19 protein-coding genes and 2 tRNA genes are annotated in these 23,355 nt (G+C 39.3%); 9 read left to right on the forward strand and 12 right to left on the reverse strand.

The features are described 5' to 3' along the window. The first annotated feature begins 152 nt into the window (after positions 1-152). Positions 153-3,230, forward strand: coding sequence for a D-2-hydroxyglutarate dehydrogenase YdiJ (ydiJ, locus tag DPV81_RS02300; protein ID WP_111386563.1), 3,078 nt, complete (start codon positions 153-155; stop codon positions 3,228-3,230). 84 nt (positions 3,231-3,314) lie between these two features. Here the strand turns inward: ydiJ and valS are convergent, their stop codons facing one another. The 5 genes from valS to DPV81_RS02325 form a co-directional block, all read right to left on the reverse strand. Beyond that, a complete protein-coding gene (valS, locus tag DPV81_RS02305) occupies positions 3,315-6,179 on the reverse strand; it encodes a valine--tRNA ligase (protein WP_111386565.1) in 2,865 nt (954 codons plus the stop codon). Between the two features lie 31 nt (positions 6,180-6,210). Continuing rightward, entirely contained in the window at positions 6,211-6,801 is a 591-nt protein-coding gene (locus DPV81_RS02310; RefSeq protein ID WP_243583363.1) for a hypothetical protein, read from the reverse strand. Between the two features lie 67 nt (positions 6,802-6,868). Then, a complete protein-coding gene (gene yqfB, locus DPV81_RS02315) occupies positions 6,869-7,174 on the reverse strand; it encodes a N(4)-acetylcytidine aminohydrolase (protein WP_111386566.1) in 306 nt (101 codons plus the stop codon). Between the two features lie 76 nt (positions 7,175-7,250). Beyond that, the gene (locus DPV81_RS02320; RefSeq protein WP_111386568.1) at positions 7,251-7,829 is read right to left on the reverse strand and encodes a hypothetical protein; all 579 of its coding nucleotides are present in this window, start codon (positions 7,827-7,829) and stop codon (positions 7,251-7,253) included. Positions 7,830-7,860: 31 nt separating this feature from the next. After that, positions 7,861-8,292 (reverse strand): DNA polymerase III subunit chi, encoded by a 432-nt coding sequence (locus DPV81_RS02325; protein ID WP_111386570.1) that lies wholly within the window; start codon positions 8,290-8,292, stop codon positions 7,861-7,863. A gap of 238 nt (positions 8,293-8,530) precedes the next feature. Between DPV81_RS02325 and fumC the strand changes: the two genes are divergently transcribed. Then, a complete protein-coding gene (gene fumC, locus DPV81_RS02330) occupies positions 8,531-9,925 on the forward strand; it encodes a class II fumarate hydratase (protein WP_049366126.1) in 1,395 nt (464 codons plus the stop codon). Between the two features lie 111 nt (positions 9,926-10,036). Further along, complete coding sequence (locus DPV81_RS02335) at positions 10,037-10,639, forward strand: chalcone isomerase family protein (RefSeq protein WP_049374051.1); 603 nt, start codon at positions 10,037-10,039, stop codon at positions 10,637-10,639. A 37-nt stretch (positions 10,640-10,676) separates the two neighbouring features. Here DPV81_RS02335 and DPV81_RS02340 read toward each other — a convergent pair whose 3' ends face one another. Then, on the reverse strand, positions 10,677-11,576 hold the full coding sequence (locus DPV81_RS02340; protein WP_111386572.1) for an ATP-grasp domain-containing protein: 900 nt from the start codon (positions 11,574-11,576) through the stop codon (positions 10,677-10,679). A 130-nt stretch (positions 11,577-11,706) separates the two neighbouring features. Here DPV81_RS02340 and DPV81_RS02345 point away from each other — a divergent pair, with 130 nt between their 5' ends. Continuing rightward, complete coding sequence (locus DPV81_RS02345; protein ID WP_049366131.1) at positions 11,707-11,970, forward strand: GrxA family glutaredoxin; 264 nt, start codon at positions 11,707-11,709, stop codon at positions 11,968-11,970. 56 nt (positions 11,971-12,026) lie between these two features. On the opposite strand, the gene DPV81_RS02350 is transcribed toward DPV81_RS02345, so the two are convergent. The 6 genes from DPV81_RS02350 to rsgA form a co-directional block, all read right to left on the reverse strand. Next, positions 12,027-15,053, reverse strand: a complete 3,027-nt coding sequence (locus DPV81_RS02350) for a glycoside hydrolase family 2 TIM barrel-domain containing protein (RefSeq protein ID WP_111386574.1) — start codon at positions 15,051-15,053, stop codon at positions 12,027-12,029. Between the two features lie 120 nt (positions 15,054-15,173). Then, positions 15,174-16,373: a mannose-6-phosphate isomerase, class I gene (manA, locus tag DPV81_RS02355; protein WP_111386576.1), complete on the reverse strand. Its 1,200-nt coding sequence runs from the start codon at positions 16,371-16,373 to the stop codon at positions 15,174-15,176. 73 nt (positions 16,374-16,446) lie between these two features. Beyond that, positions 16,447-16,947: a PTS glucose transporter subunit IIA gene (gene crr, locus DPV81_RS02360; protein ID WP_049374055.1), complete on the reverse strand. Its 501-nt coding sequence runs from the start codon at positions 16,945-16,947 to the stop codon at positions 16,447-16,449. Between the two features lie 59 nt (positions 16,948-17,006). Next, entirely contained in the window at positions 17,007-18,734 is a 1,728-nt protein-coding gene (gene ptsI / locus DPV81_RS02365; protein ID WP_111386577.1) for a phosphoenolpyruvate-protein phosphotransferase PtsI, read from the reverse strand. Between the two features lie 79 nt (positions 18,735-18,813). Further along, positions 18,814-19,071 (reverse strand): phosphocarrier protein Hpr, encoded by a 258-nt coding sequence (gene ptsH, locus DPV81_RS02370; protein ID WP_005695633.1) that lies wholly within the window; start codon positions 19,069-19,071, stop codon positions 18,814-18,816. Between the two features lie 152 nt (positions 19,072-19,223). Next, positions 19,224-20,261 carry a small ribosomal subunit biogenesis GTPase RsgA gene (gene rsgA / locus DPV81_RS02375; protein ID WP_049366138.1) on the reverse strand — a complete coding sequence of 346 codons (1,038 nt, stop codon included), beginning with the start codon at positions 20,259-20,261 and terminating at the stop codon, positions 19,224-19,226. A gap of 76 nt (positions 20,262-20,337) precedes the next feature. Between rsgA and orn the strand changes: the two genes are divergently transcribed. The 5 genes from orn (at position 20,338) to DPV81_RS02400 (ending at position 23,348) form a co-directional block, all read left to right on the forward strand. Further along, positions 20,338-20,886: an oligoribonuclease gene (orn, locus tag DPV81_RS02380; RefSeq protein WP_111386579.1), complete on the forward strand. Its 549-nt coding sequence runs from the start codon at positions 20,338-20,340 to the stop codon at positions 20,884-20,886. Positions 20,887-20,979: 93 nt separating this feature from the next. Continuing rightward, positions 20,980-21,055, forward strand: a tRNA-Gly gene (locus DPV81_RS02385). A 20-nt stretch (positions 21,056-21,075) separates the two neighbouring features. Then, a tRNA-Gly gene (locus tag DPV81_RS02390) sits at positions 21,076-21,151 on the forward strand. A 116-nt stretch (positions 21,152-21,267) separates the two neighbouring features. Further along, a complete protein-coding gene (gene tsaE, locus DPV81_RS02395) occupies positions 21,268-21,738 on the forward strand; it encodes a tRNA (adenosine(37)-N6)-threonylcarbamoyltransferase complex ATPase subunit type 1 TsaE (protein WP_111386581.1) in 471 nt (156 codons plus the stop codon). Between the two features lie 11 nt (positions 21,739-21,749). Further along, positions 21,750-23,348, forward strand: a complete 1,599-nt coding sequence (locus DPV81_RS02400; RefSeq protein ID WP_111386582.1) for an N-acetylmuramoyl-L-alanine amidase — start codon at positions 21,750-21,752, stop codon at positions 23,346-23,348. Positions 23,349-23,355: the final 7 nt, after the last annotated feature.

The following is a 23,355-nucleotide window of genomic DNA, read 5'->3' on the forward strand; positions in this document are numbered from 1 at the left end:
CCCTAAAATGAACATTTGTTCACAAAAATCGGGTTACTTTTTAACCCGATTTCTATTCTAACAAAAAATATCTTTTGTTGAAATCGACTTTTTTTTGAGCTTCATATATCATCAAATTCACTTTCTTCTCTATTATATAGGTGAGTGATTTTATGTTGCCCCGTCTTTCTAATGTGCCACAACTTAATAACATGGTAAGTGATTATCTTAGCGAACTCCAAAAGCAGCATTTTGAAGGTGATATTGCCTCAAATTATGCTGACCGTTTAAGTCTTGCGACAGATAACAGCGTCTATCAGCAGCTTCCTCAGGCTATTTTATTCCCTAAATCTGTTGCCGATGTAGTACGTATCACCAAATTAGCCAATAAAGAGAAATACCTTCATCTAACCTTTACACCTCGCGGTGGCGGCACGGGTACCAATGGACAATCTATAAATAACAACATTATTGTCGATCTCTCTCGCCACATGACGAGCATTTTAGAGCTTAATATAGAAGAACGCTGGGTTCGCGTTCAGGCAGGCGTCGTAAAAGACCAACTCAACCATTTTCTAAAACCACACGGATTATTCTTTGCACCAGAGCTCTCCACCAGTAATCGAGCAACCCTCGGTGGCATGATTAATACCGATGCTTCTGGTCAAGGTTCATTACAATACGGCAAAACCTCTGATCATGTTTTAGCATTACGTTCTGTTTTAATGAACGGTGAAATATTAGATACAAGTGCGGTCAAATCTAACGATGTTTTAGAAAACTACCCGCTTTCAGAAAATGGTAAAGCGTTACATCAAACGATTTTCCAACGTTGCAAAGAGAAACGCGCCTCAATCATTCAAGATTTACCACAACTCAATCGCTTTCTCACCGGTTACGATCTTAAGAATGTCTTTAATAAAGATGAAAGTGAATTTAATCTCACCCGAATTTTAACGGGGTCAGAAGGTTCACTTGCGTTTATCTGCGAAGCCAAACTCAATTTATTGCCGATTCCGAAATATCGTACCTTAATTAATGTGAAGTACAGCTCATTTGATGCTGCCCTTCGCAATGCGCCTTTTATGGTGAAAGCCAATGCTCTTTCCGTTGAAACCGTCGATTCCAAAGTGCTGAACCTAGCTAAGCAAGATATTATTTGGCATTCGGTAAAAGAACTTTTAACAGAAGAAGAACAAAATCCAATTCTGGGTTTAAACATTGTGGAATATGCGGGCAACAATCAAGCCAAAATCGACAGCCAAGTGACCGCACTTTGTCAGCAATTAGATGAAAAAATTGCACAAGGCAAAGATCATATTATCGGCTATCAACTTTGTTCTGACTTGCCTTCTATTGAACGTATTTACGCCATGCGTAAAAAAGCGGTGGGGCTATTGGGGAATGCGAAAGGCGCTGCCAAACCGATTCCTTTTGTGGAAGATACCTGTGTGCCACCAGAACATCTTGCAGATTACATTGCAGAGTTTAGAGCCTTATTAGATAGCCACAATCTGCAATATGGGATGTTTGGCCATGTGGATGCTGGCGTATTGCACGTTCGCCCTGCTTTAGACCTATGCGATAAAGAACAAGTCAAACTCTTTAAACAAATTTCAGATGAAGTGGCAGAACTCACCGTGAAATACGGCGGTTTGCTATGGGGTGAACACGGTAAAGGCGTACGTTCTCATTATGGAGAAAAATTCTTCACTCCCGAACTTTGGCAAGAATTGCGTTATGTGAAGTTCTTATTTGACCCAAACAATCGTCTCAATCCAGGTAAAATCTGTACGCCACTTAATAGCGATGCGGAGCTCTATTCAATTCTCTCGCCGATGCGTGCGGACAATGATCGCCAAATCCCGATTCAAATGCGAGATGAATTCAAAGGCGCGATGAACTGTAACGGCAATGGACTTTGCTTTAATTTTGATGAGCACAGCATTATGTGCCCTTCCATGAAAGTGAGTAAAAATCGCGTATTCTCGCCCAAAGGACGAGCTGCGATGGTGCGTGAGTGGTTGCGATTAATGGCCAATGAAAACGTATCACCTGAGCAATTAGATTTTCATAAAACACAAGTGAAACTGACCGCACTTGTGGAACGTTTCCGCAATAGCGTACAGAAATGGCGCGGCGAATATGACTTCTCAAATGAAGTGAAGGCAGCAATGGATACTTGTCTGGCTTGTAAAGCCTGTGCAAGCCAGTGCCCAATTAAAATTGATGTACCAAGTTTCCGTGCAAAATTTTTCCATTTTTACCACAGCCGTTATTTGCGTCCAGCCAAAGATCATATTGTGGCGAATTTAGAAGTTGCCGCACCTTATATGGCGAAACAACCGGCATTATTCAATTATTTCACCAAGCTAAAAATCACACAAAGCCTGGTTGAAAAAACATTGGGTATGACTGACTTACCTCTCCTTTCTGAGCCTAACCTTCAACAACAATTAGTCGAAATCGGCTACCAAGGCAAAAAATTAGAAGAATTGGAAGGTCTCAGTGCAACAGAAAAAGCCAATATGCTCTTTATCGTACAAGATCCTTATACCTCTTATTATGATGCTAAAGTGGTCCGTGATTTTGTCGCTCTCACACAAAAACTAGGTGTTGAGCCAATCATTCTGCCTTTTAAACCGAATGGCAAAGCCATGCATATTAAAGGTTTTTTAACTCGCTTTAGTAAAACAGCAAAAACACAAGCGGAGTTTTTAAATCGCGTTGCTAAATTAAATGTGCCTTTGGTCGGTGTAGATCCAGCGATTGTGCTTTCTTATCGAGATGAATATAAAGAGGCCTTAGGGGATTCTCGCGGTGACTTCCATGTGCTCACAGCGCACGAATGGCTGACCAATCAATTAGAAAGTAACGCATTACAAAGTGCGGTGAAAAATATCGCGAAATCTGACCGCACTTTTGAGTGGCATTTATTCCCTCATTGTACTGAATCCACCTTTATGCCAAACAGCCCAAAAGAATGGCAGCATATTTTCGCGCAATTTGGACAAACCTTAAAGGTCGAAAAAGTCGGTTGCTGTGGTATGGCGGGTGTATTTGGTCATGAAGTTCAAAATCAAACCATGTCAAAAGAGATTTACGACGTATCATGGGGCAAAAAATTACAAGGTAAAGATCCGAATTATTGCCTTGCAACCGGTTATTCCTGCCGTAGCCAAGTGAAGCGATATGAAAAAGCTATCTTGAAACACCCTGTTCAAGCATTGCTTGAAGTGTTAAATAACTAAAGTAGATTTTTCGACTTATAACAATATTGTAGAAAATAAAAAAGCGGCCAGATTTTAAATCTGACCGCTTTCTTTATTTAAAAACTACAACGCTTCAATCGCTTTATACTGCTCTTGGATTTTTTCTAATCCTGATTGGTATTCCGCTTGTTTTTCGCGTTCTTTCGCAATCACCGCTTCAGGTGCTTTAGCCACAAAAGCTTCATTGCTGAGTTTATTCTCGATACGTTTAACTTCATTTTGATATTTTTCAATCTCTTTGGTTAAACGGGCAAGCTCTGCTTCTTTATTGATAAAGCCTGCCATTGGTACGAGCAATTCTGCATTACCGACGAGTTTTGCTACGGCAAGTGGTGCTGTTTCGTTTGCCGCTAACACTTGAACGTTGTCTAATTTCGCCATGGCTTTTAAAAGAGCGGTCTGTTTTTCAAGAATTTTTGCATTTTCTGCACTTAAATTACGGAATAACAGATCTAAGCCTTTGCTTGGTGCGATGTTGCTTTCTGCACGGATGTTACGTACCGCAACAATCACTTCTTTTAACCACTCAATTTCAGCTTCTGCTTCTGGATCAAAGCCATTTTCTTCCACTTGTGGGAAAGGTTGTAACATAATACTGTCAGCAGTAATACCCACAAATCCTTTCACTTTTTGCCAAATTTCTTCGGTAATAAATGGAATAAGCGGATGGGCTAAACGTAATAATTTTTCTAACACATGAACCAAAGTTTGGCTTGCCGCACGAATTTGTGCTGCATTGCCGTTTGCAAATACCGGTTTAGTTAATTCTAAATACCAGTCACAGAATTGGTTCCAGGTAAATTCATAAATCGCATTGGCACAAAGGTCAAAACGATATTGGCTTAATGAATTACGGAAAGTTTCCACGGTACGATTGAATTCTGATTGAATCCAACGATCCGCTAATGAAAATTCGATCTCGCCTTCGCTTAAATCTAATTTTTCATTCGTAAGAACGAAACGGCTTGCATTCCATAATTTGTTACAGAAGTTACGATAACCCTCTAAACGTTTCATATCCCAGTTGATGTCACGACCGTTTGAAGCCAACGCGGCTAATGTGAAACGCAACGCATCTGTACCGTGAGCTGCAATACCTTCAGCAAATTCTTTGCGGGTTGCTTTAGCAATTTTCTCTGCTAACTGCGGTTGCATCATATTGCCGGTGCGTTTTTCAAGTAAATCTTCAAGGCTGATACCGTCAATCATATCGATTGGATCAAGCACGTTGCCTTTTGATTTTGACATTTTTTGGCCTTGCTCATCACGGATTAAGCCCGTTACGTACACGGTTTTGAATGGCACTTGCGGTTTGCCGTTTTCATCTTTCACAAAGTGCATCGTAAACATAATCATACGAGCAACCCAGAAGAAGATGATGTCAAAGCCGGTGATTAACACATCCGTTGGGTGGAACATTTTGAGTTCTTTGGTTTGCTCTGGCCAGCCTAAAGTTGAGAATGTCCATAAACCTGATGAGAACCATGTGTCTAACACGTCTTCATCTTGTTTGAGTTCAACCGCAGAATCTAAGTTGTATTTTGACCGCACTTCTTCTTCGTTACGCGCGACATAAACATTGCCTTCTGCATCATACCACGCCGGAATACGGTGTCCCCACCAAAGTTGGCGAGAGATACACCAATCTTGAATATCGCGCATCCAAGAGAAGTAAAGGTTTTCGTATTGTTTCGGCACAAATTGGATTTCGCCGTCTTCCACTGCTTTAATTGCCACATCAGCAAGCGGTTTCACGCTCACATACCATTGGTCGGTTAACATCGGCTCAATCGGTACGCCACCACGGTCGCCATAAGGCACTTTCAAATCATGTGGTTTAATTTCGTCTAATAAACCTAGCGCTTCAAAATCTGCCACGATTTTCTTACGTGCAGCAAAACGCTCTAAGCCACGATAATCAGCTGGGATAGTCGCTTCATAACCCGCAAGTGGTTTGCCGTCAGTACCGATAATTTCCGCTTCATCACGAATATCCGCATTTAAGGTTAATACGTTAACCATTGGCAAACTGTGGCGTTTACCCACTTCGTAGTCGTTGAAGTCGTGCGCAGGGGTAATTTTCACCACACCAGTACCGAACTCACGATCGACATATTCATCGGCAATAATTGGAATTTCACGGTTTGCCAATGGCAGAACCACAGTTTTACCGATTAAAGATTGATAACGTTCATCTTCAGGATGCACTGCAACAGCCGTATCGCCCAACATGGTTTCTGGACGCGTGGTTGCCACCACTAAATAATCTTTACCATCTGCCGTTTTCGCACCGTTAGCTAACGGATAGCGGAAATGCCAAAGGGAACCTTTGCTCTCTTTATTTTCCACTTCTAAATCAGAAATCGCGGTGTGAAGTTTCGGATCCCAGTTTACTAAGCGTTTGCCACGGTAAATCAAGCCTTCTTCATGCAAGCGAACAAATACTTCTTTTACCGCGTTAGATAAACCATCGTCCATAGTGAAACGCTCACGTTCCCAGTCGATAGAGTTCCCTAAACGGCGCATTTGTTGGCTGATTGTGCCACCAGAATAGGCTTTCCAATCCCAGATTTTGTTGATGAACGCTTCACGACCATAATCATGGCGTGTTTTGCCTTCTTCAGCGGCAATTTTACGTTCAACCACCATTTGGGTTGCGATACCCGCGTGGTCTGTCCCCGCTTGCCATAAGGTGTTATGCCCTTCCATACGGTTAAAACGGATTAAGGTATCCATTAAGGTTTGTTGGAAAGCGTGCCCCATGTGTAGGGAACCCGTTACATTCGGTGGCGGAATCGCAATGCAATAGCTCGGTGCGTTTTCATTTTCAGACGGTTTAAAATAACCGCTCTCTTCCCAATGTTGATAAAGGGCTTGTTCTACCGCAGACGGATTAAAACGGTCTGCCATTTCGAATTTTTGTGTCATTTATTTTCTCTTTAACTAACTTACAATCTAACTACTCACATTCAGGAAGATCCCATTTTTTTGCGGGAATTTCATTCTTATAACGAATAATAGTATCATTTTCGCTGAGTAATCCATCTAATGTATAATGTCTCTTTGTTGTTTCACTATAGGTATCCTTTTTATAAGTCCCATTTTTATCCGGCAAAAGATAGAAAATCTCATTAATATCCTCATCCATCTTTAAAATAGGTATAGGTTCATTAGCTATTCGTTGAAAATAATAATACCCTTTATTCTCAATAATAAATTTAAAAGTTTGAGAGCTTATATTTGAATTATTAGATCTTCTTGTTAATTGCACATAAGATCCTGCTTTTACTCTACTTTCAGATAAATATTTTTCGGAGTCTTTAAATGGTGAATTATTAAATACCCCATTTTTAAAATCAGGTAGAAAAAGCTCACGTAAAACTAAAGCTCTTCGAGGGCCATCTTGTACTAAACATTGCTTAATATCATCTTTCTTATAAATAGTTATAAGATGGGTTGCGTAATTTTTTACACTTAATGTGCCATAGTCACTACCTTCATAATCTTTATACTTCGGATATATCCCATCGAAACTAAGACATGCCGACAACGACTGAAGAATAGGAAGCAATAAAATGACTCTAATATATTTTATATACACTGTTGGTTGCCTCTGATTATTTTATCTTAAACTTGATTAATACGAACTTATCTTCACTAGGATAAATCTCACGAATCACATATTTCAACTCGTCCAGTCCCATATTCTCCTGCTTCGCATGCTGTTCCGTCAGTTCATCAAGAGTAATCGGTGACACACTTAACACTTCAATAGTGCAGAAATATTGATTATCTTCAAACCGTCCGACACGCAAAATATCACCTGCTTTAAAATGGCTTTCGGATTTATCTCGAATAGTGATGGTTTTGCGCCCAGCGAGAATGTCAGCTTCAAAGCGTTGGTAAAAAGTGATGTCGTTCATAAAGTGCGGTCACAAAAAATCTATTTTTTTATCTTGAGGGCGAATTGATCACGCCCTCATATTGGTCAGGATGAGATTATTCCTCAATCCCTCTTAATTCATCTTTAATACGTTGAATTTCTAAGAATAAACGGTGTTCTTCTTGACGACAGAAACTATCACCACTTAAGTTTTTCGCGTCAGCAGAACAACGAACTTGTTTATATTGCTTTTCTAGCACATTCAATACTGCTTTTTTCTGCTTGTGCTTAACACTTTCTTTCGATGCTTTTTCAGCAGTAATTACGCGTGGTTTCTGAGCAGTTTCCGCTTGTTGAGCGACAACCGTCTCTTTTTTCTCAGATACTTTTTCTGCCACATCATCCGCTTTCGTCTCTTTTTTAACTTCAGATTTCACTGTGTCAGGTTTTACATCGGCTTTGTTAGCGTCAGCTTTAACTTCTGTGCTTTCTGTTTTTTCAGCTTTTTCAGCAGATTGGGTTTCTGCGACTAATTCTTTTGATTTTTCAACCGCACTTTCCACTTTTTCGGTTGATGTAGGTATTCTTACTGCTTTCTCAACTTGGGTTGAGGTGTTTTCTTTATTGTCACAAGCAGATAATAAGGTGCTTGCGCCAAGAATCAGGCTTAAAGCCACTTTAGCGTTTAAATTCATGTTAATTTCCTAGGTTTTAAAGTTAAAAATATTAAGTGTTTTCAGTAGAAAGCGTCCAACCTTGCGAGCGAAGGATTTTATAACGTTCACGTGCTTGAGCTTTTTGTGTTTCTTCTACCGGTACAAAATCAATTAATTGTGTAAAGCTGTGGCTAAAATCCGGCACTTCCATTTGCAAATTGATCAGCAAATCTCGACGTTGGGCATTGCGTTTGCCTTTCCAACTAATCTCAATTGGCGGTGCATATTGTGTTGCTTCGCCTGAAAGATTATGAGGGACAAACTCATTCGGCTCCCGTTGCCATAATGCTTCATCAATTAAAAATGCTTGCTCTTCTGTTTCGCAAGCGATTAACACTCGCTTGCCTAAACGCCACGCTTGAGCGGCAAGATCACAGGCAAGTTGCTCAACTGTTATCTTCTTTTCTGGGTTTAAGAGATAAAATTGTGCGTTTTTTGCCATGATTGCGACTTCTCCATTTATCGTTTTGTAAACTGGCGGATTTTATCAAAAAAGCACTAAAAAATAAATCATCAACAAGGTGATTAACGCAAATAGAAAAAACACGAAAATTTTTTACCGTACTTTTATGATCTACATCACAAAAGTAACTTTTAACCTTTATGTTACATTCCATTCATAACTCGTAGGTGTTAGAATTTCGAAGATTTATTTTTATTTTCGATGATAGGAGTATCACATGGCATTTCGTATTGAAAAAGACACTATGGGCGAAGTTCAAGTTCCTGCAGATAAATACTGGGCAGCACAAACCGAACGTTCTCGCAACAACTTCAAAATTGGTCCGGCAGCTTCTATGCCGCACGAAATTATTGAAGCGTTCGGTTATTTGAAAAAAGCCGCTGCTTTCGCAAACTGTGATTTAGGTGTATTACCTGCAGAGAAACGTGATTTGATCGCAACCGCCTGTGATGAAATCCTTGCAGGGAAATTGGATGACCAATTCCCATTGGTCATTTGGCAAACTGGTTCAGGTACACAATCAAACATGAACGTGAACGAAGTGGTGGCAAACCGTGCTCACGTTTTACATGGTGGTAAATTAGGTGAAAAATCATTCATCCATCCAAATGATGACGTGAACAAATCCCAATCTTCAAATGACACTTTCCCAACTGCAATGCACATTGCGGCATACAAAAAAGTGGTTGAACACACCATTCCTTGTGTAGAACGTTTACAAAAAACGTTCGCTAAAAAATCAGCAGAATTTAAAGATGTGGTAAAAATTGGCCGTACTCACTTAATGGATGCAACCCCATTAACATTAGGTCAAGAATTCTCTGCTTATGCAGCACAATTAGATTTCGGTTTACGTGCACTAAGAAACACCCTTCCACACTTAAGTCAATTAGCACTTGGTGGTACTGCAGTAGGTACTGGTTTAAACACACCAAAAGGCTATGATGTGAAAGTAGCAGATTACATTGCAAAATTCACTGGCTTACCATTTGTGACTGCAGAAAACAAATTTGAAGCGTTAGCAGCTCACGATGCGATTGTGGAAACTCACGGTGCAATTAAACAATTAGCGATGAGCTTATTCAAAATTGCAAACGACATTCGTTTATTAGCGTCTGGCCCTCGTTCTGGTATCGGTGAAATCTTAATTCCTGAAAATGAACCAGGTTCTTCAATCATGCCGGGTAAAGTGAACCCAACTCAATGTGAAGCATTAACCATGGTATGTGCACAAGTATTCGGTAACGATACCACTATCTCTTTCGTTGGCTCACAAGGTCACTTTCAATTAAACGTATTTAACCCTGTAATGGTGGCAAATTTCTTACAATCTGCACAATTATTAGGTGATGCTTGCGTATCATTTGATGAACACTGCGCAACCGGTATTCAACCAAACTATCCTCGCATTAAACAACAATTGGAAAATTCATTGATGTTAGTAACCGCACTTAATACACACATTGGTTACGAAAATGCAGCGAAAATTGCGAAAACTGCACACAAAAACGGTACAACCTTACGTGAAGAAGCGATTAACTTAGGCTTAGTTTCAGCCGAAGATTTCGACAAATGGGTTCGTCCAGAAGATATGGTGGGTAGCTTAAAATAAACTCCCCCAATAATTTAATGTCAAAGGCAGGTATTCCTGCCTTTTTATTTGTGTTTTTTTAGAGGGCTTTTTTGTTATAATCACGGCAATATTTTTGATATGAAAAAAACTATGAAACTGAAATTTATTATTGCTGCCATTTCAGCCTTATTTTCCACCGCACTTTTTGCCCAATGGCAACCTGTTGGCAACGCTGAATACACATGGGGGCCATTCCATGTTTACACTGTCGGCTTATATTCTGAAACGGGGTCATATGAAAAGAATGAACGTCCGTTAATGTTTTCGATTAAATATGAGAAACCAGTTGAAGGGAAAAATTTCGCCATTGCTTTAACTAAAGAAATGGAAGCCCAAAACTTAAGTAAAGACGACACTACTGCATGGCTGAAAAAAATGCAGGAAATCTTCCCTGATTTTTCACCAAGTGACATCTTAAATTTTGTTGCCTTAGCGGATAAAGGCTATTTTGTGTTAAATGACACCGTGTTAGATCACGAATTCGATCAAAAATTTACACAAGCGTTTATTGATGTGTGGCTTTCAGATAAAAGTAGTTTTATCAAATTACAACCGCAATTATTAGGTAAAGAAAAACCGGCTCACGATAGCAAAGAATTTCAACATCAACCGGCAAGCGAGCCTTTTGATGAAGAAAATACAATGCCGGAATTACCACCAAATTACGATTTTAAACAAGACGCAAAAGGATAAACAACAAGGGCAAACATGAATAGTTCGCCCTTTTCTTTTATTGTTTCACTTGCTGTTCTAAAAACAAGATCATCTGCAAGGCAATATCAATGCCACTGGTCTTCTCAATCATTTCTAAACCAGGACTAGCATTCACTTCGAGCACCAATAAACCTTCTTTTGAACGAATCAAATCAACACCTGCTACCACAAGTCCTAAAGCTTTAGTCGCACGAATGGCGATGGATTTTTCATCTTCATTGAGTTTAACTTTTTCTGCTGTGCCACCACGGTGAAAATTCGCACGAAACTCGCCATTTTGCCCAATACGTTGCATCGTGGCGACGACTTTATCGCCGATCACAAAACAGCGAATATCTGTCCCTTTTGCCTCTTCTACAAAATCTTGTAACAAGACAGGCACATTCGCATCTTTTAACGTTTCTAAAATACTGACCGCACTTTGTGGACGTTCGGCTAAAATCACGCCAATACCCTGTGAGCCTTTTAAGGTTTTAATAATCATTGGAGCAGTTGTTTGCTTAATGGCTTGTTTCGGCTCAACCTCACAACCCGATAAGACTGAAGTTGGAACAGCAATACCTTGCTCCAATAACATCTGCAAACTTCGCCATTTATCGCGAGCAGCTAAAAATGCCTGTTCTTTATTGAGGCAATAGACACCCTTTCCTTGTAAATGACGCAATACCGCACAACCCATTTGGGTACTTGTCGTCCCAAAGCGTGGTAGTACAGCATCATAATCGGGCAATAAATAGGGGTCACTTTCTACATTTTGTTGATAATACAAAGAAAAATGCGGTTGATTTTTGTCGAGTTTTAAAATGCAACGATTAGGATCCAAAATATCCATTTGATGCCCGCAACTTTCTGCTGCTTCTTTTAAACGCTGGCAGCTATAAAGGCGAGGCTCACGGCAAAGCATCAATAATTTCATTCAGTTATATCCTTAGGAAAAGAGGAGTTGATATATTACACCAATCACAATAATCCTGAAAAATGATTTCTGCTTTTGTGGAAATAGAGTAAAATCATTAAGAATTTTGTTTAAATAAAAGGAAAATTCTATGTTCGTAGTTATTTTTGGTCGTCCAGGCTGCCCTTATTGTGTACGTGCAAAAAACCTTGCTGAAAAATTAAAAGGTGAAGTAGCGGATTTCGATTATCGCTATGTAGATATTATCGCTGAAGGCATTTCTAAAGCAGATTTATCAAAATCTGTCGGTAAAGAAGTGGAAACTGTGCCACAAATCTTTATCGATGAAAGACCAATCGGCGGTTGCACTGATTTCGAAGCATTAATGAAAGAACAATTTAACGTTGTTGCTTAATTTTTGCTAAAAACATAAAAGTGCGGTTAATTTCAACCGCACTTTTTTATTTCATCTTAGTTAATTTGTAGCGAGATCGACCAATCCCACTCCGTTTCATTCAAACGATATTGTTCCTTTAACGCGGGTCCACAAGAGTTAGAACCTACCCCACTCATTTTGTAATCCACACACAAGATCGTACTGCCACTTTTCTCCAAATCATATTGGTGCTTTTTACTGCCCAATTCTTCTTGTGAATAAGGGGAAACATTCATGCTAAAAGGCGTATGACTTTGCACGGTAAAACAATCAGACGAATTCTCTACCTTCACCTCACGACAACCATAATGACTACCATTTTCTTGTGGCTTTAAATAAGGTACATGATTACTTTCGGGCGTTGTCTTATAACGACCGAAAGCCGTGGCGTGATATTTATCCAGATAACTTTCCGTTGGGCCATAGCCTACATACTCTACTTGATTAAATCCTTGATTAAGGAAGAAACGCAAACCAAAGCGTGGTAAGAATGGCAAGTGCAGTTGTTTTTCAGCATGAATATTGATGTGAAATCGCCCATTTTGTTCAATACGATACACTACATTCAATGTCAAAATTCGCGCTTTTGATACAGCGACCAGCCCCAATTTAAAGGTAATTTCAACCGCACTTTCCTGCTTGGTTAAGCGATAATCATAGACTCGACTCGTCGCACGATCGTAACCTGATGCAAGCCAATGTGCTTTCATTAAACTATCATTATCTAAAGGCGCACGCCAAATATTGAAATCAGCGGCTTGATTTAACCACGGCTTGCCATCTTTAGTAATTTGTTGAATGGTGCCTTTATATTGATCAAACTGGTATTCAATATCTGCCACTTTAACTGAAATTAAATTGGCATGTTCTGAAACAGAAATCGAGTGATGATTTGGTTTGAATTCATTTGTAGAGAATTGTTGTTGCTCCGACAAAATGATCTGATCAAATCCCAAACAATGCCCTTGGGGAATTAAGCCCGTTTCTGTTTTTTGATGATAGGTCAATGTTAAAACTTGTAATGAACCGTTACTTGCCGGCAATGTTAAAGGCAAAAGTGCGGTTGATTTTGGTGCAATGTTTAAATCATCTATTTGGCCTTCTTGTACAACCGAAAAGTCCTCTGTTATTTGATAATGAATCGAAATAGCCTCTGCCGCATCCGTAAAATCCAAATAATTTTTGAGTTCAATATGACCATTTTTTAAGGTAGCTCGAAGTGGACGATACACATTTTTGTATTCCAACAAATTGCTTTGAATTTGACGGTCAGCCGTCACTAATCCATCAGCACAAAAATTACCGTCATTTGGCGTGTCATTAAAATCCCCGCCATAGCCCATCTTGCTTGAGTTTGGCAAATAAGGGGAATGATTGCACCACTCCCACACAAAGCCACCACAAGCGCCAACATGTCGTTCCATGGCTTGGAAATAATCTTCTGTGTCACCGCAAGAATTCCCCATCGCATGCAAATATTCACAGAAAAGATACGGCTTTTGATTTTGAGTATCGGCAAAATAAGCATCCAATTCTTCCGTGCTGGTATACATTTCGCTATGAAAATCTAAATTGGATGTGTTATTTTGATGGGCTGAATGTTGAAAGATCGCGTTTTCATAATGCACTAAGCGACTTGGATCGCGCTGTTTCACCCAAGCGACTGCTTGCTCAAAATTCTCACCGTAGCCACTTTCATTTCCCAATGACCAAATCACGATAGAAGGACGATTTTTATCTCGCTCAACATTGGCATAAGTGCGGTCTAAAATGGCTTGATTAAATTCAGGGCTTCGAGCCATATAGCAATAATTGTCGATTGTTTTTTGACGAATTGCTTCATGATCAATCTCTGTTTTTACCCCTAACAAAATGCTTGTTTCTGGCGACTCTACATAAACCGCATTCGTGCCGTGTGATTCAATATCACTTTCTGCAATCACATAAAAACCATATTCATCACACAATTCAGTAAACCAAGGGGCATTTGGATAATGCGCTGTGCGAATGGCATTAAAATTATGCTGTTTCATTAAGCGTAAATCTTGTAAGGCTTGCTCTCGACTAATGACATAACCGGTTTTAGGATCGCTATCGTGACGATTAACGCCTTTAAACTTAATCGCTTGCCCGTTAAATAACATGACGCCATTCTTTACTTCGATACGACGCAAGCCGATCTTTTGGCAAATCACTTCTGATCCATATTGAAAAATCAACGTGTATAAGCGAGGGTTCTCTGCATGCCATAATTGTGCATTTTCAATTTCAGCATGAAATGCATGCCCTTTTTGTTCAATTACCAATTTGCCTTGAGGATCAAATAATTGCCAAGAGATAGGCTGTTCACTTTCAACAAACTGACAGAGCACATGTAATTGAGCCTTGATAAGCTCTTGATTCAATTGCGTTTGAATGAAGAAATCTTGTAAGTAATTTTTTTCTCGCGCTAACAAATAAACATCTCGAAAAATACCAGACATTCGGAATTTGTCTTGATCCTCCAAATAACTACCATCACACCATTTCAACACGAGAACATGTAAATGATTTTCCCCTTGTTGTAAAAAATCAGTGATATCAAATTCACTGGTGCAATGACTAATTTGGCTGTAACCCACAAATTGTTGATTCACATAGACAAATAAGCAGCTATCTACTCCTTCAAAATTTAAGAGATACCGTTTTTCGGCATTGATTTCAACATTAAAAACGCGATGATACAAACCACAAGGATTTTCAATGGGCACATAAGGGGGATCAAAAGGGAAAGGATAATTTACATTAGTATATTGATGATTATCGTAACCATAATTTTGCCAGTTGGATGGAACGGGGATTTTATCTGTAAAGGAAAAACGAAGAAAATCTTGAGGTAAGTGAGTATAGCTTTCAAAATAAGCAAAATCCCATTCACCATTTAGTAAGGTAAAGTAAGGGGAAAATTCTCGTGTCTTTTTGACCGCACTTTCTATTGAAGAAAAAGGAATAAAATAAGCATGATGTGGTGTGGTATTCACGTGCAAGGTTTGCGGATCTTCAAAATAGCGAGGCAACAACATAAAAACTCCCAATGCAATTTAGACATATAAAAAAGGGCGCCTGAATGACGCCCACTATACCTAAAATCGTCGACTAATCTAGCGATAAGTTCGCAAATCGTGATACTTATCACATTAATTTTATGGCAATTTTGCCAAGAAGGCATAACCGCCTTTTTCACTCTCTATCTCGACAACAGAATCCGCTGTAATGAAGGCTGACTCACCTTGTTTCAAGGTAAGTGCGGTTGATTTTTCTTGTATTTTTAGCTCACCTTGCATCACCAACAAAATACCCGTACTTTGAAGATTCACTTTAGTATGCATTTCGGGTTCGATACGAATTTGAGCTAAAGCAAAATCGTTTACTGGCGTTTTATAAGTAAATTCTGACTGATTTTGAGGCGCGGCTGAGATAATTTTGGGTGTTACTTCGCGACAATCCACAATTTTTAATAATTCGACAATATCGACATATTTTGGTGTTAAGCCACCACGAATCACATTATCAGAACAGGCCATTAATTCCACGTTTTGTCCGCGAAGATAAGCATGAGGAATGCCTGCATCTTGGAAAATGCCTTCCCCTTCTTTCAAATGCACGATATTAAAGAGATAAAAACACACCAAGCCAGCATCTAATTTTTCAGGCAAAATTGCCATAGCTTCCATGGTATAAAGCACCCAATAATCAGGATTATCAAGTGCCAACTCGCCATTTTTATAAGGCTGTTGATTGGCTTCAATAATGGGTAATAGCCAATTTGCGAGCGTTGATTGATCCGCCAACATCACATCCGCATAGAATTCAGCAAGGTTTTGTGTGCCAAGTTTTTCAGCCAAAGGTTGCAAAGAGGGGCGTGCACTTAATGTGGCAAGGATTTGAGCTTTTGTTTTAAAACCATGTAAAAGCCAGAAATCAGATAAGGCAATCATCATTTCTGGTTTATGATTTCTATCTTTATAAGTCCGCGTGCTGTCTGTTAATGCCACGCCTTTTGCATTTTCAGCCTCAAAGCCCTTTTCAGCTTGAGACTTAGTCGGGTGCAATTGAATCGACAATGGCTTTTCAACATCTAAAATCTTTAATAAATAAGGCAGTTCATCACCAAATTGCTGACGGCTCGCCTGTCCAAGTGCGGTCGGATTTTGCAATAAAAATTCAATAAGGGATTGCTTACCTGTTACATCCTCAATTTCAGAAGGTGCTGATGGATGAGCTCCTAACCACCACTCTGCACAAGGTTGATCTTTCGCTGAATGTAATCCAATCAATGATGCAATATAGTTTTTTCCGCCCCATGCATAATGCTGTACTTGGCCAGTTAATCGATAAATCATCTTTACCTTCTTTAAAAAAGAATAAGGATAAAAAAATCCGCTTATTTAAAGCGGATCTTTTAGTCTATAAATCTTATTTTGTTAAACTTAAAACAACAGATTCCCCAGCAATCACTTCACCTGATTTTTTCTCGATAGATGAAATTTCATCCATGTTAGAGATAACCACTGGTGTTAAAACTGATTTTGCTTTTGATTCTAATGTTGCTAAATCAAATTCGATTACTGTGTCGCCGCGTTTTACGCTTTGACCTTCGTGTGCGATGCGAGTGAATCCTTCACCTTTCAATTCAACGGTATCAATACCGAAGTGAACGAATAATTCAACACCCTCTTTTGATTCCATTGAAAATGCATGGTTGGTTTCAAAGATTTTACCAATTACACCATCAACAGGCGCCACAATTTTGTTACCTGTTGGGCGAATCGCGATACCATCACCTACGATTTTTTCAGAGAAAACAACATCTGGTACATCTTCGATATTCACAATCTCACCAGAAAGTGGCGCATAAATTTCGACTTCCACTGTTTTGTTTTCTTTTGAACCAAATAATTTGTCAAATAAGCCCATTTTAATCTCCTATCTATTAAAGATGGCTAGTATTTTAACGTAAAACTCTGTTTTTGTATCTAGTTTAACGATTTTTCTGCTAAAAAAGCTTGAATTAATTGCTCAATTTCAGCAGAGGTTGGTTTTTGTAATGCTTCATCAGCTAAGGCTTTCACCTCTTGATAATTCACATGACGAATTAATTTTTTAATACGTGGCACAGAAATTGCACTCATACTAAATTCATCTAAGCCCATACCGAGTAACAATAAGGTTGCTCGTTCATCACCGGCTAACTCACCACACATCCCTGTCCATTTACCTTCTGCATGAGAAGCATCAATCACTTGTTTGATCAAGCCGAGCACTGAAGGTGACATTGGATTGTATAAGTGAGAAATTAATTCATTACCACGGTCAACAGCTAGCGTATATTGCGTTAAATCGTTTGTACCAATACTAAAGAAATCCACTTCTTTCGCTAAGAATTTCGCATTCACCGCTGCAGATGGTGTTTCAACCATGACACCCACTTGGATATTTTCATCAAAAGCTTTACCTTCTGCACGCAATTCTGCTTTTAAGGTTTCAAGCACTGATTTTAATTCACGAATTTCTTCTACCGAAATAATCATCGGGAACATCACAGCAAGTTTACCAAATGCAGACGCACGTAATACCGCTCTTAATTGCGCATGTAAAATCTCACGACGATCAAGGGCAATACGTACCGCACGCCATCCTAAGAATGGGTTCATTTCTTTTGGTAAATTTAAATATGGAAGCTCTTTATCACCGCCGATATCCATGGTACGTAATACCACTAGACGACCTTCCATTGCTTCAACTACTTCTTTATAAGCAATGAATTGCTCTTCTTCGCTCGGTAATTGATCACGATCCATAAAGAGGAATTCTGTACGGTATAAACCTACCCCTTCAGCACCATTACGATGTGCACCTTCGCAATCACGAATCGTACCAATATTGGCTACCACATCAACTTTATGACCATCAAGGGTCACTGCAGGCAAATCTTTTAATTTCGCTAATTCTGCTTTTTCTTCAGCAAGTTTTGCTTCTAATGTTTTTAATTCGTCAATTTCAGCTTGAGTCGGATTCACATAAACACGGTTGTTTACCGCATCTAAAATAAGATAATCACCTGTATTCACTCGTGCTGTGACATCATTTGTCCCTACAATGGCCGGTAATTCAAGTGAACGAGCCATAATTGAGGTGTGAGATGTTCTACCACCAATATCCGTGATAAAACCTAATACTTTTTCTAAGTTTAATTGAGCAGTTTCTGATGGGGTTAAATCGTAAGCCACAAGGATGGATTCTTCGGTAATATCACCAAGATCTACGATGTGCATACCTAAAATATTTTTGATTAAACGATTACCGATATCGCGAATATCACCTGCACGTTCTTTTAAGTATTCATCATCAATTTCAGACAACATTTCAACTTGTTGATCGATGATTTTACTTGCTGCCACACTCGCATTCACTTTGTTTGAACGAAGATAATCAATAATTTCCTCTTCTAACTCTTCATCTTCAAGGATCATTAAATGGCCTTCAAAGATAGCCGCTTTTTCTTCACCTAAGGATTTTAATGCACGTTGATGAATAGAATTAAGTTGCTCAACGGCCGCTTCACGGCCGGCATAAAAACGGGCAACTTCTGCCTCAACTTGATCTTCTGAAATTTTTTGCGTATCAAGAACAATTTTTTCTTCTTTTAATACTAAGGCTTTACCAAAAACGATACCTGGTGACGCTGGAATACCTGTAATCATACTTTTACCTTCCGAGATAATTTATTAAAGGTTAGATAAACAATAGCCATAGAATAGAAATCCTATGGCTAATCGTAAATTATTCTAAAGTAGGAATTAATGCTACTAAATGTTCAACGGCTTGTTGTTCGTCTTCACCTTCCGCCGAGATGGTGATTACAGTTCCTTGCGTTAAGCCTAAGGTTTGTAGCTTAAATAGGCTTTTCGCACTTGCACTTTTACCACCGGAGGTCACTGTTACATCAGAAGCAAATGCTTTAGCTTCTTTAACAAATTGCGCCGCCGGACGGGTGTGTAAACCATTAGGAGCTGTAATTTCTACATCTTTTGAGAACATAATGTTACCTCTATAGTAATTGTAAAATTTAGTCTATAAATCCGCTGTAGTATCTCTATTAAATGCCCAATAATCAAGGCTAAACACAAAAAAACTTGAGCTACATCACGAAATTAGGGGTACTTTATACCTAATTTACAGTAAATTGTCTACTACACAGAAAAATGACGTTGTGATTTTGTCTCACTTAAACTTTCAATTAAGCGATGATAATTCTCATAACGTATCGGTGAAATCCGACCTGCTTCGACAGCCTCACGTAATGCACAGCCAGGATCGTTCAAATGCTTACAATCTCGGAATTTACACGTCCCTAAGACATATTGAAATTCACGATAGCCTTTGGTGATCTGATCTGGCTCCAAATGCCATAAACCAAACTCACGAATACCCGGTGAATCAATCAAATTACCGCCTTGTGGCAAATGATATAAACGAGAAGAAGTTGTGGTATGTTGCCCCAAGCCTGAGGTTTCACTGATGCCACCGACTTGTGCATTGACGGTTGGCAAAATATGATTAATTAAACTGGATTTGCCTACCCCTGACTGCCCCACAAAAATGGATGTTCCATCACTTAAAAGTGCGGTCAATTTTTCCATATTTTTTCCGGTTTCAGCAGAAATGATGATGGTCTGATAACCAATATCACGATAAATCTGTAACTGGCTTTCCACTTCCTGCTCTTGCTCGGCATCCAGTAAATCGCCTTTATTCACCACAATGACAGGTTCGATCCCCGCATTTTCACACACCACTAAATAACGATCGATAATATTGAGTGAAAGTACTGGCACCACCGCAGAAACAATAATAATACGATCGATATTCGCCGCGATGGGTTTCAACCCATCATAATAATCTGGGCGAGCAATTTCATTTTGTCTTGGATGAATAGCTTCAATCACGCCACTCACCCCTTGGAGCTGCTCATTGCCTTGTCGCCAAATCACTTTGTCTCCAACCACGAGACTAGAAAGTGTACGACGTAAATTACAGCGGAAAATTTCGCCTTGTGCATTTTCTACGTCTGCATGAACCGAATAACGCGTGACCACTACCCCATCTTGGCTTTCGCCTAGCATATCATCTTGCCATTCCACTTCTTTCTTCTTGTGGCGATGCAAGGCTTTCGCGTTATTTGATTGAATTCGACGAGTTTGATTTTGCGTTAGTTTACGTTTGCTCATAAAGTGCGGTCGTTTTTTCCGATGTTTTTCGTTAAAATAAACGGGATTACAAAATGTTCATAGGATACCTTATATTATGCAATTAGATAAACAAAATCTGATTTGGATCGATTTAGAAATGACAGGATTAGATCCTGAAAAAGAACGCATTATTGAAATCGCAACCATCGTGACAGATAAAGATCTCAATATTTTAGCGGAAGGACCTGTGATTGCGGTGCATCAAAGTGATGAATTATTAAACAAAATGTCGGAATGGTGCGTAAAAACACACACAGCAAATGGCTTAGTTGACCGTGTCAAAGCGAGCAAACTCACCGAACGTGCAGCTGAATTACAAACGTTAGATTTTTTAAAACGATGGGTACCGAAAGGTGCTTCACCGATTTGTGGCAACAGCATCGCACAAGATAAACGCTTTCTTTATAAATATATGCCTGATTTAGCCGATTATTTCCATTATCGTCATCTAGATGTCAGCACGTTAAAAGAATTAGCTGCTCGCTGGAAACCAGAAATTTTAGACGGGTTCAAAAAAGGCAATACTCATTTAGCCCTTGATGATATTCGGGAGTCAATAAAAGAGTTAGCTTACTACCGTGATCACTTTATTAATCTGGAGTGATGAAAACTTAGGCAAACTCAATCATTTGCAAAATCTGCGCTTGCGTTGCATAAATTTTTTCGTATAATGTTGCCTCATTCACCAATGTGAAATGCGGGAATAGCTCAGTTGGTAGAGCACGACCTTGCCAAGGTCGGGGTCGCGAGTTCGAGCCTCGTTTCCCGCTCCAAATTTTCACATGAATGCCCTGCGGGAATAGCTCAGTTGGTAGAGCACGACCTTGCCAAGGTCGGGGTCGCGAGTTCGAGCCTCGTTTCCCGCTCCAAATTCTCAATCCGTTGCTGAAAAGCAGCGGATTTTTTTATTGTATTTTCCCTACATATTCCCTTCAAAATACGATAAAATCCCCCAGAAACTTTAACCTAAAAAATCACTCTAAGAATGACCGAATTAACCCAATACATTCCTGATGAAGGCACGATGCTCCGTTTTGGTAAAAAACTCGCAGAAGTGCTTGTAAAACAACCGAAAGATAACGCCATTGTGCTTTATTTTAATGGCGATCTTGGTGCAGGGAAAACCACCCTGACTCGTGGAATGGTGCAAGGTTTAGGCTACCAAGGCAATGTCAAAAGCCCTACTTATACGTTAGTGGAAGAATATAGCATTGCTGGGAAAATGATTTATCACTTTGATTTATATCGTCTTGCCGATCCTGAAGAATTGGAATTTATGGGCATTCGTGATTATTTCAGCCAAAATTGCATCTGCTTAATCGAATGGGCAGAAAAAGGTGAAGGTATTCTGCCTGAGGCTGATTTACTGGTAAATATTGATTATTACGATGATGCTCGCAACATTACGCTAATTGCTCAAAACTCACTGGGCGAGCATATTTTGACACAACTATAAAATTGATTTACATGAAAGCAAAATTTTCGTTTCTCTTTGGAATATTTTCTCTAATTTCTACTACCGTATTTGCCGCCCCACAATGGACAATTGCGATTGATCCTGGCCACGGTGGTAAAGATCCCGGTGCAATCGGAAAAAATCTCGGCATTTATGAAAAAAATGTCACCCTTTCTATCGCGCGAGAATTAAAAGTCTTATTAGATAAAGATCCTAATTTCAAAGGTGTTTTAACACGCAGTAGCGATTACTACATTTCCGTGCCAGAACGTTCCGAAATTGCACGTAAATATAAAGCAAATTTCCTTGTGTCGATCCATGCTGACTCCTCTCTTAATTCAGACCAACGTGGTGCATCTGTTTGGGTGCTATCCAATCGTCGTGCCAACGATGAAATGGGTCAATGGTTAGAAGACGATGAAAAACGCTCTGAGCTTTTAGGCGGTGCAGGTAAAGTACTTTCCAATAACAATGACAAATATTTAGATCAAACCGTACTCGATCTACAATTTGGTCATAGCCAACGTACAGGCTACGAACTTGGCAACAGTATTTTACGTCGCTTTGCTCGAGTCACCTCCTTAAGCCGTAGTACCCCACAACATGCGAGCCTTGGCGTATTGCGTTCACCCGACATTCCTTCTGTTCTAGTGGAAACGGGATTCCTTTCCAATATGGAAGAAGAACAAAAACTGAATACCATTGCTTATCGTCGTCGTATTGCTTATATGATTTACGAAGGTTTGGTTGCTTATCGTAATGGTAATTTAAAAGCAATTGCCGTTCCACCTAGTGATGAGCAAGACAGCAAATCTACAAAATCAAACGATAAAAACAATGAAAAATCTGACCGCACTTCTGATGTGAAAGACAGCGGTATTCGCCATAAAGTGAAACCAGGTGAAAGCATTGGTAGCCTGGCGAACAAATATGATGTCAAAGTCAGTGAAATCATTGAGTTAAATAAACTGAAACGCAAAGAACTTTGGCTAAATGAAACCATTAAAATTCCTGATAATGGCAAAGGCAAAAAAGCGGAAGAACCAACTAAAAAAGAAGAGAAAAACACCGAAAAATCTGACCGCACTTCTGATGTGAAAGACAGCGGTATTCGCCATAAAGTGAAACCAGGTGAAAGCATTGGTAGCCTGGCGAACAAATATGATGTCAAAGTCAGTGAAATTATTGAGTTAAATAAACTGAAACGCAAAGAACTTTGGTTGAATGAAACCATTAAAATTCCTGATAACGGCAAAGGTAAAAAGGTAGAAGAAAAACCTAAATCGGATGATAAAGCCAAAGCCGATAACAAAGGAAAAAACAGCAAGATTGTTGAAGCTGAAAAAGCGGTTTCTAAAAAAGATCAAAAACAAGAAAAAGCTGAGAATAAAAAAGAGCCTGAGAAAAAAGACACTTCTTCAAAAGGAAATGAGAAGAAAGATGATGGCAAGAAAGAAACCCCGCTTTACCATACAGTGAAAGCCGATCAAACTATCTATGCTATCTCTCGTGAATACAATGTACCGGTTAATCGTCTTTTAAAGCTGAACCCAACATTGAAAAACGGCAAAGTCGTGACTGGGCAAAAAATCAAACTTAAAGAAAAATAAGGAATCC

This window comes from Haemophilus parainfluenzae (assembly GCF_003252795.1).
Classification (GTDB): Bacteria; Pseudomonadota; Gammaproteobacteria; order Enterobacterales; family Pasteurellaceae; genus Haemophilus_D; species Haemophilus_D parainfluenzae_K.

Bases quoted from the DNA above. Each gene is read 5' to 3' on its own strand.
- DPV81_RS02345 (WP_049366131.1), top strand. From the start codon at position 11,707: ATGTTCGTAGTTATTTTTGGTCGTCCAGGCTGCCCTTATTGTGTACGT.
- DPV81_RS02400 (WP_111386582.1), top strand. From the start codon at position 21,750: ATGAAAGCAAAATTTTCGTTTCTCTTTGGAATATTTTCTCTAATTTCT.
- ptsI (WP_111386577.1), bottom strand. From the start codon at position 18,734: ATGATTACAGGTATTCCAGCGTCACCAGGTATCGTTTTTGGTAAAGCC.
- manA (WP_111386576.1), bottom strand. From the start codon at position 16,373: ATGATTTATCGATTAACTGGCCAAGTACAGCATTATGCATGGGGCGGA.
- fumC (WP_049366126.1), top strand. From the start codon at position 8,531: ATGGCATTTCGTATTGAAAAAGACACTATGGGCGAAGTTCAAGTTCCT.
- ptsH (WP_005695633.1), bottom strand. From the start codon at position 19,071: ATGTTCTCAAAAGATGTAGAAATTACAGCTCCTAATGGTTTACACACC.
- DPV81_RS02325 (WP_111386570.1), bottom strand. From the start codon at position 8,292: ATGGCAAAAAACGCACAATTTTATCTCTTAAACCCAGAAAAGAAGATA.
- DPV81_RS02335 (WP_049374051.1), top strand. From the start codon at position 10,037: ATGAAACTGAAATTTATTATTGCTGCCATTTCAGCCTTATTTTCCACC.
- orn (WP_111386579.1), top strand. From the start codon at position 20,338: ATGCAATTAGATAAACAAAATCTGATTTGGATCGATTTAGAAATGACA.
- crr (WP_049374055.1), bottom strand. From the start codon at position 16,947: ATGGGCTTATTTGACAAATTATTTGGTTCAAAAGAAAACAAAACAGTG.
- DPV81_RS02350 (WP_111386574.1), bottom strand. From the start codon at position 15,053: ATGTTGTTGCCTCGCTATTTTGAAGATCCGCAAACCTTGCACGTGAAT.
- yqfB (WP_111386566.1), bottom strand. From the start codon at position 7,174: ATGAACGACATCACTTTTTACCAACGCTTTGAAGCTGACATTCTCGCT.
- DPV81_RS02320 (WP_111386568.1), bottom strand. From the start codon at position 7,829: ATGAATTTAAACGCTAAAGTGGCTTTAAGCCTGATTCTTGGCGCAAGC.
- ydiJ (WP_111386563.1), top strand. From the start codon at position 153: ATGTTGCCCCGTCTTTCTAATGTGCCACAACTTAATAACATGGTAAGT.
- valS (WP_111386565.1), bottom strand. From the start codon at position 6,179: ATGACACAAAAATTCGAAATGGCAGACCGTTTTAATCCGTCTGCGGTA.
- tsaE (WP_111386581.1), top strand. From the start codon at position 21,268: ATGACCGAATTAACCCAATACATTCCTGATGAAGGCACGATGCTCCGT.
- rsgA (WP_049366138.1), bottom strand. From the start codon at position 20,261: ATGAGCAAACGTAAACTAACGCAAAATCAAACTCGTCGAATTCAATCA.
- DPV81_RS02340 (WP_111386572.1), bottom strand. From the start codon at position 11,576: ATGAAATTATTGATGCTTTGCCGTGAGCCTCGCCTTTATAGCTGCCAG.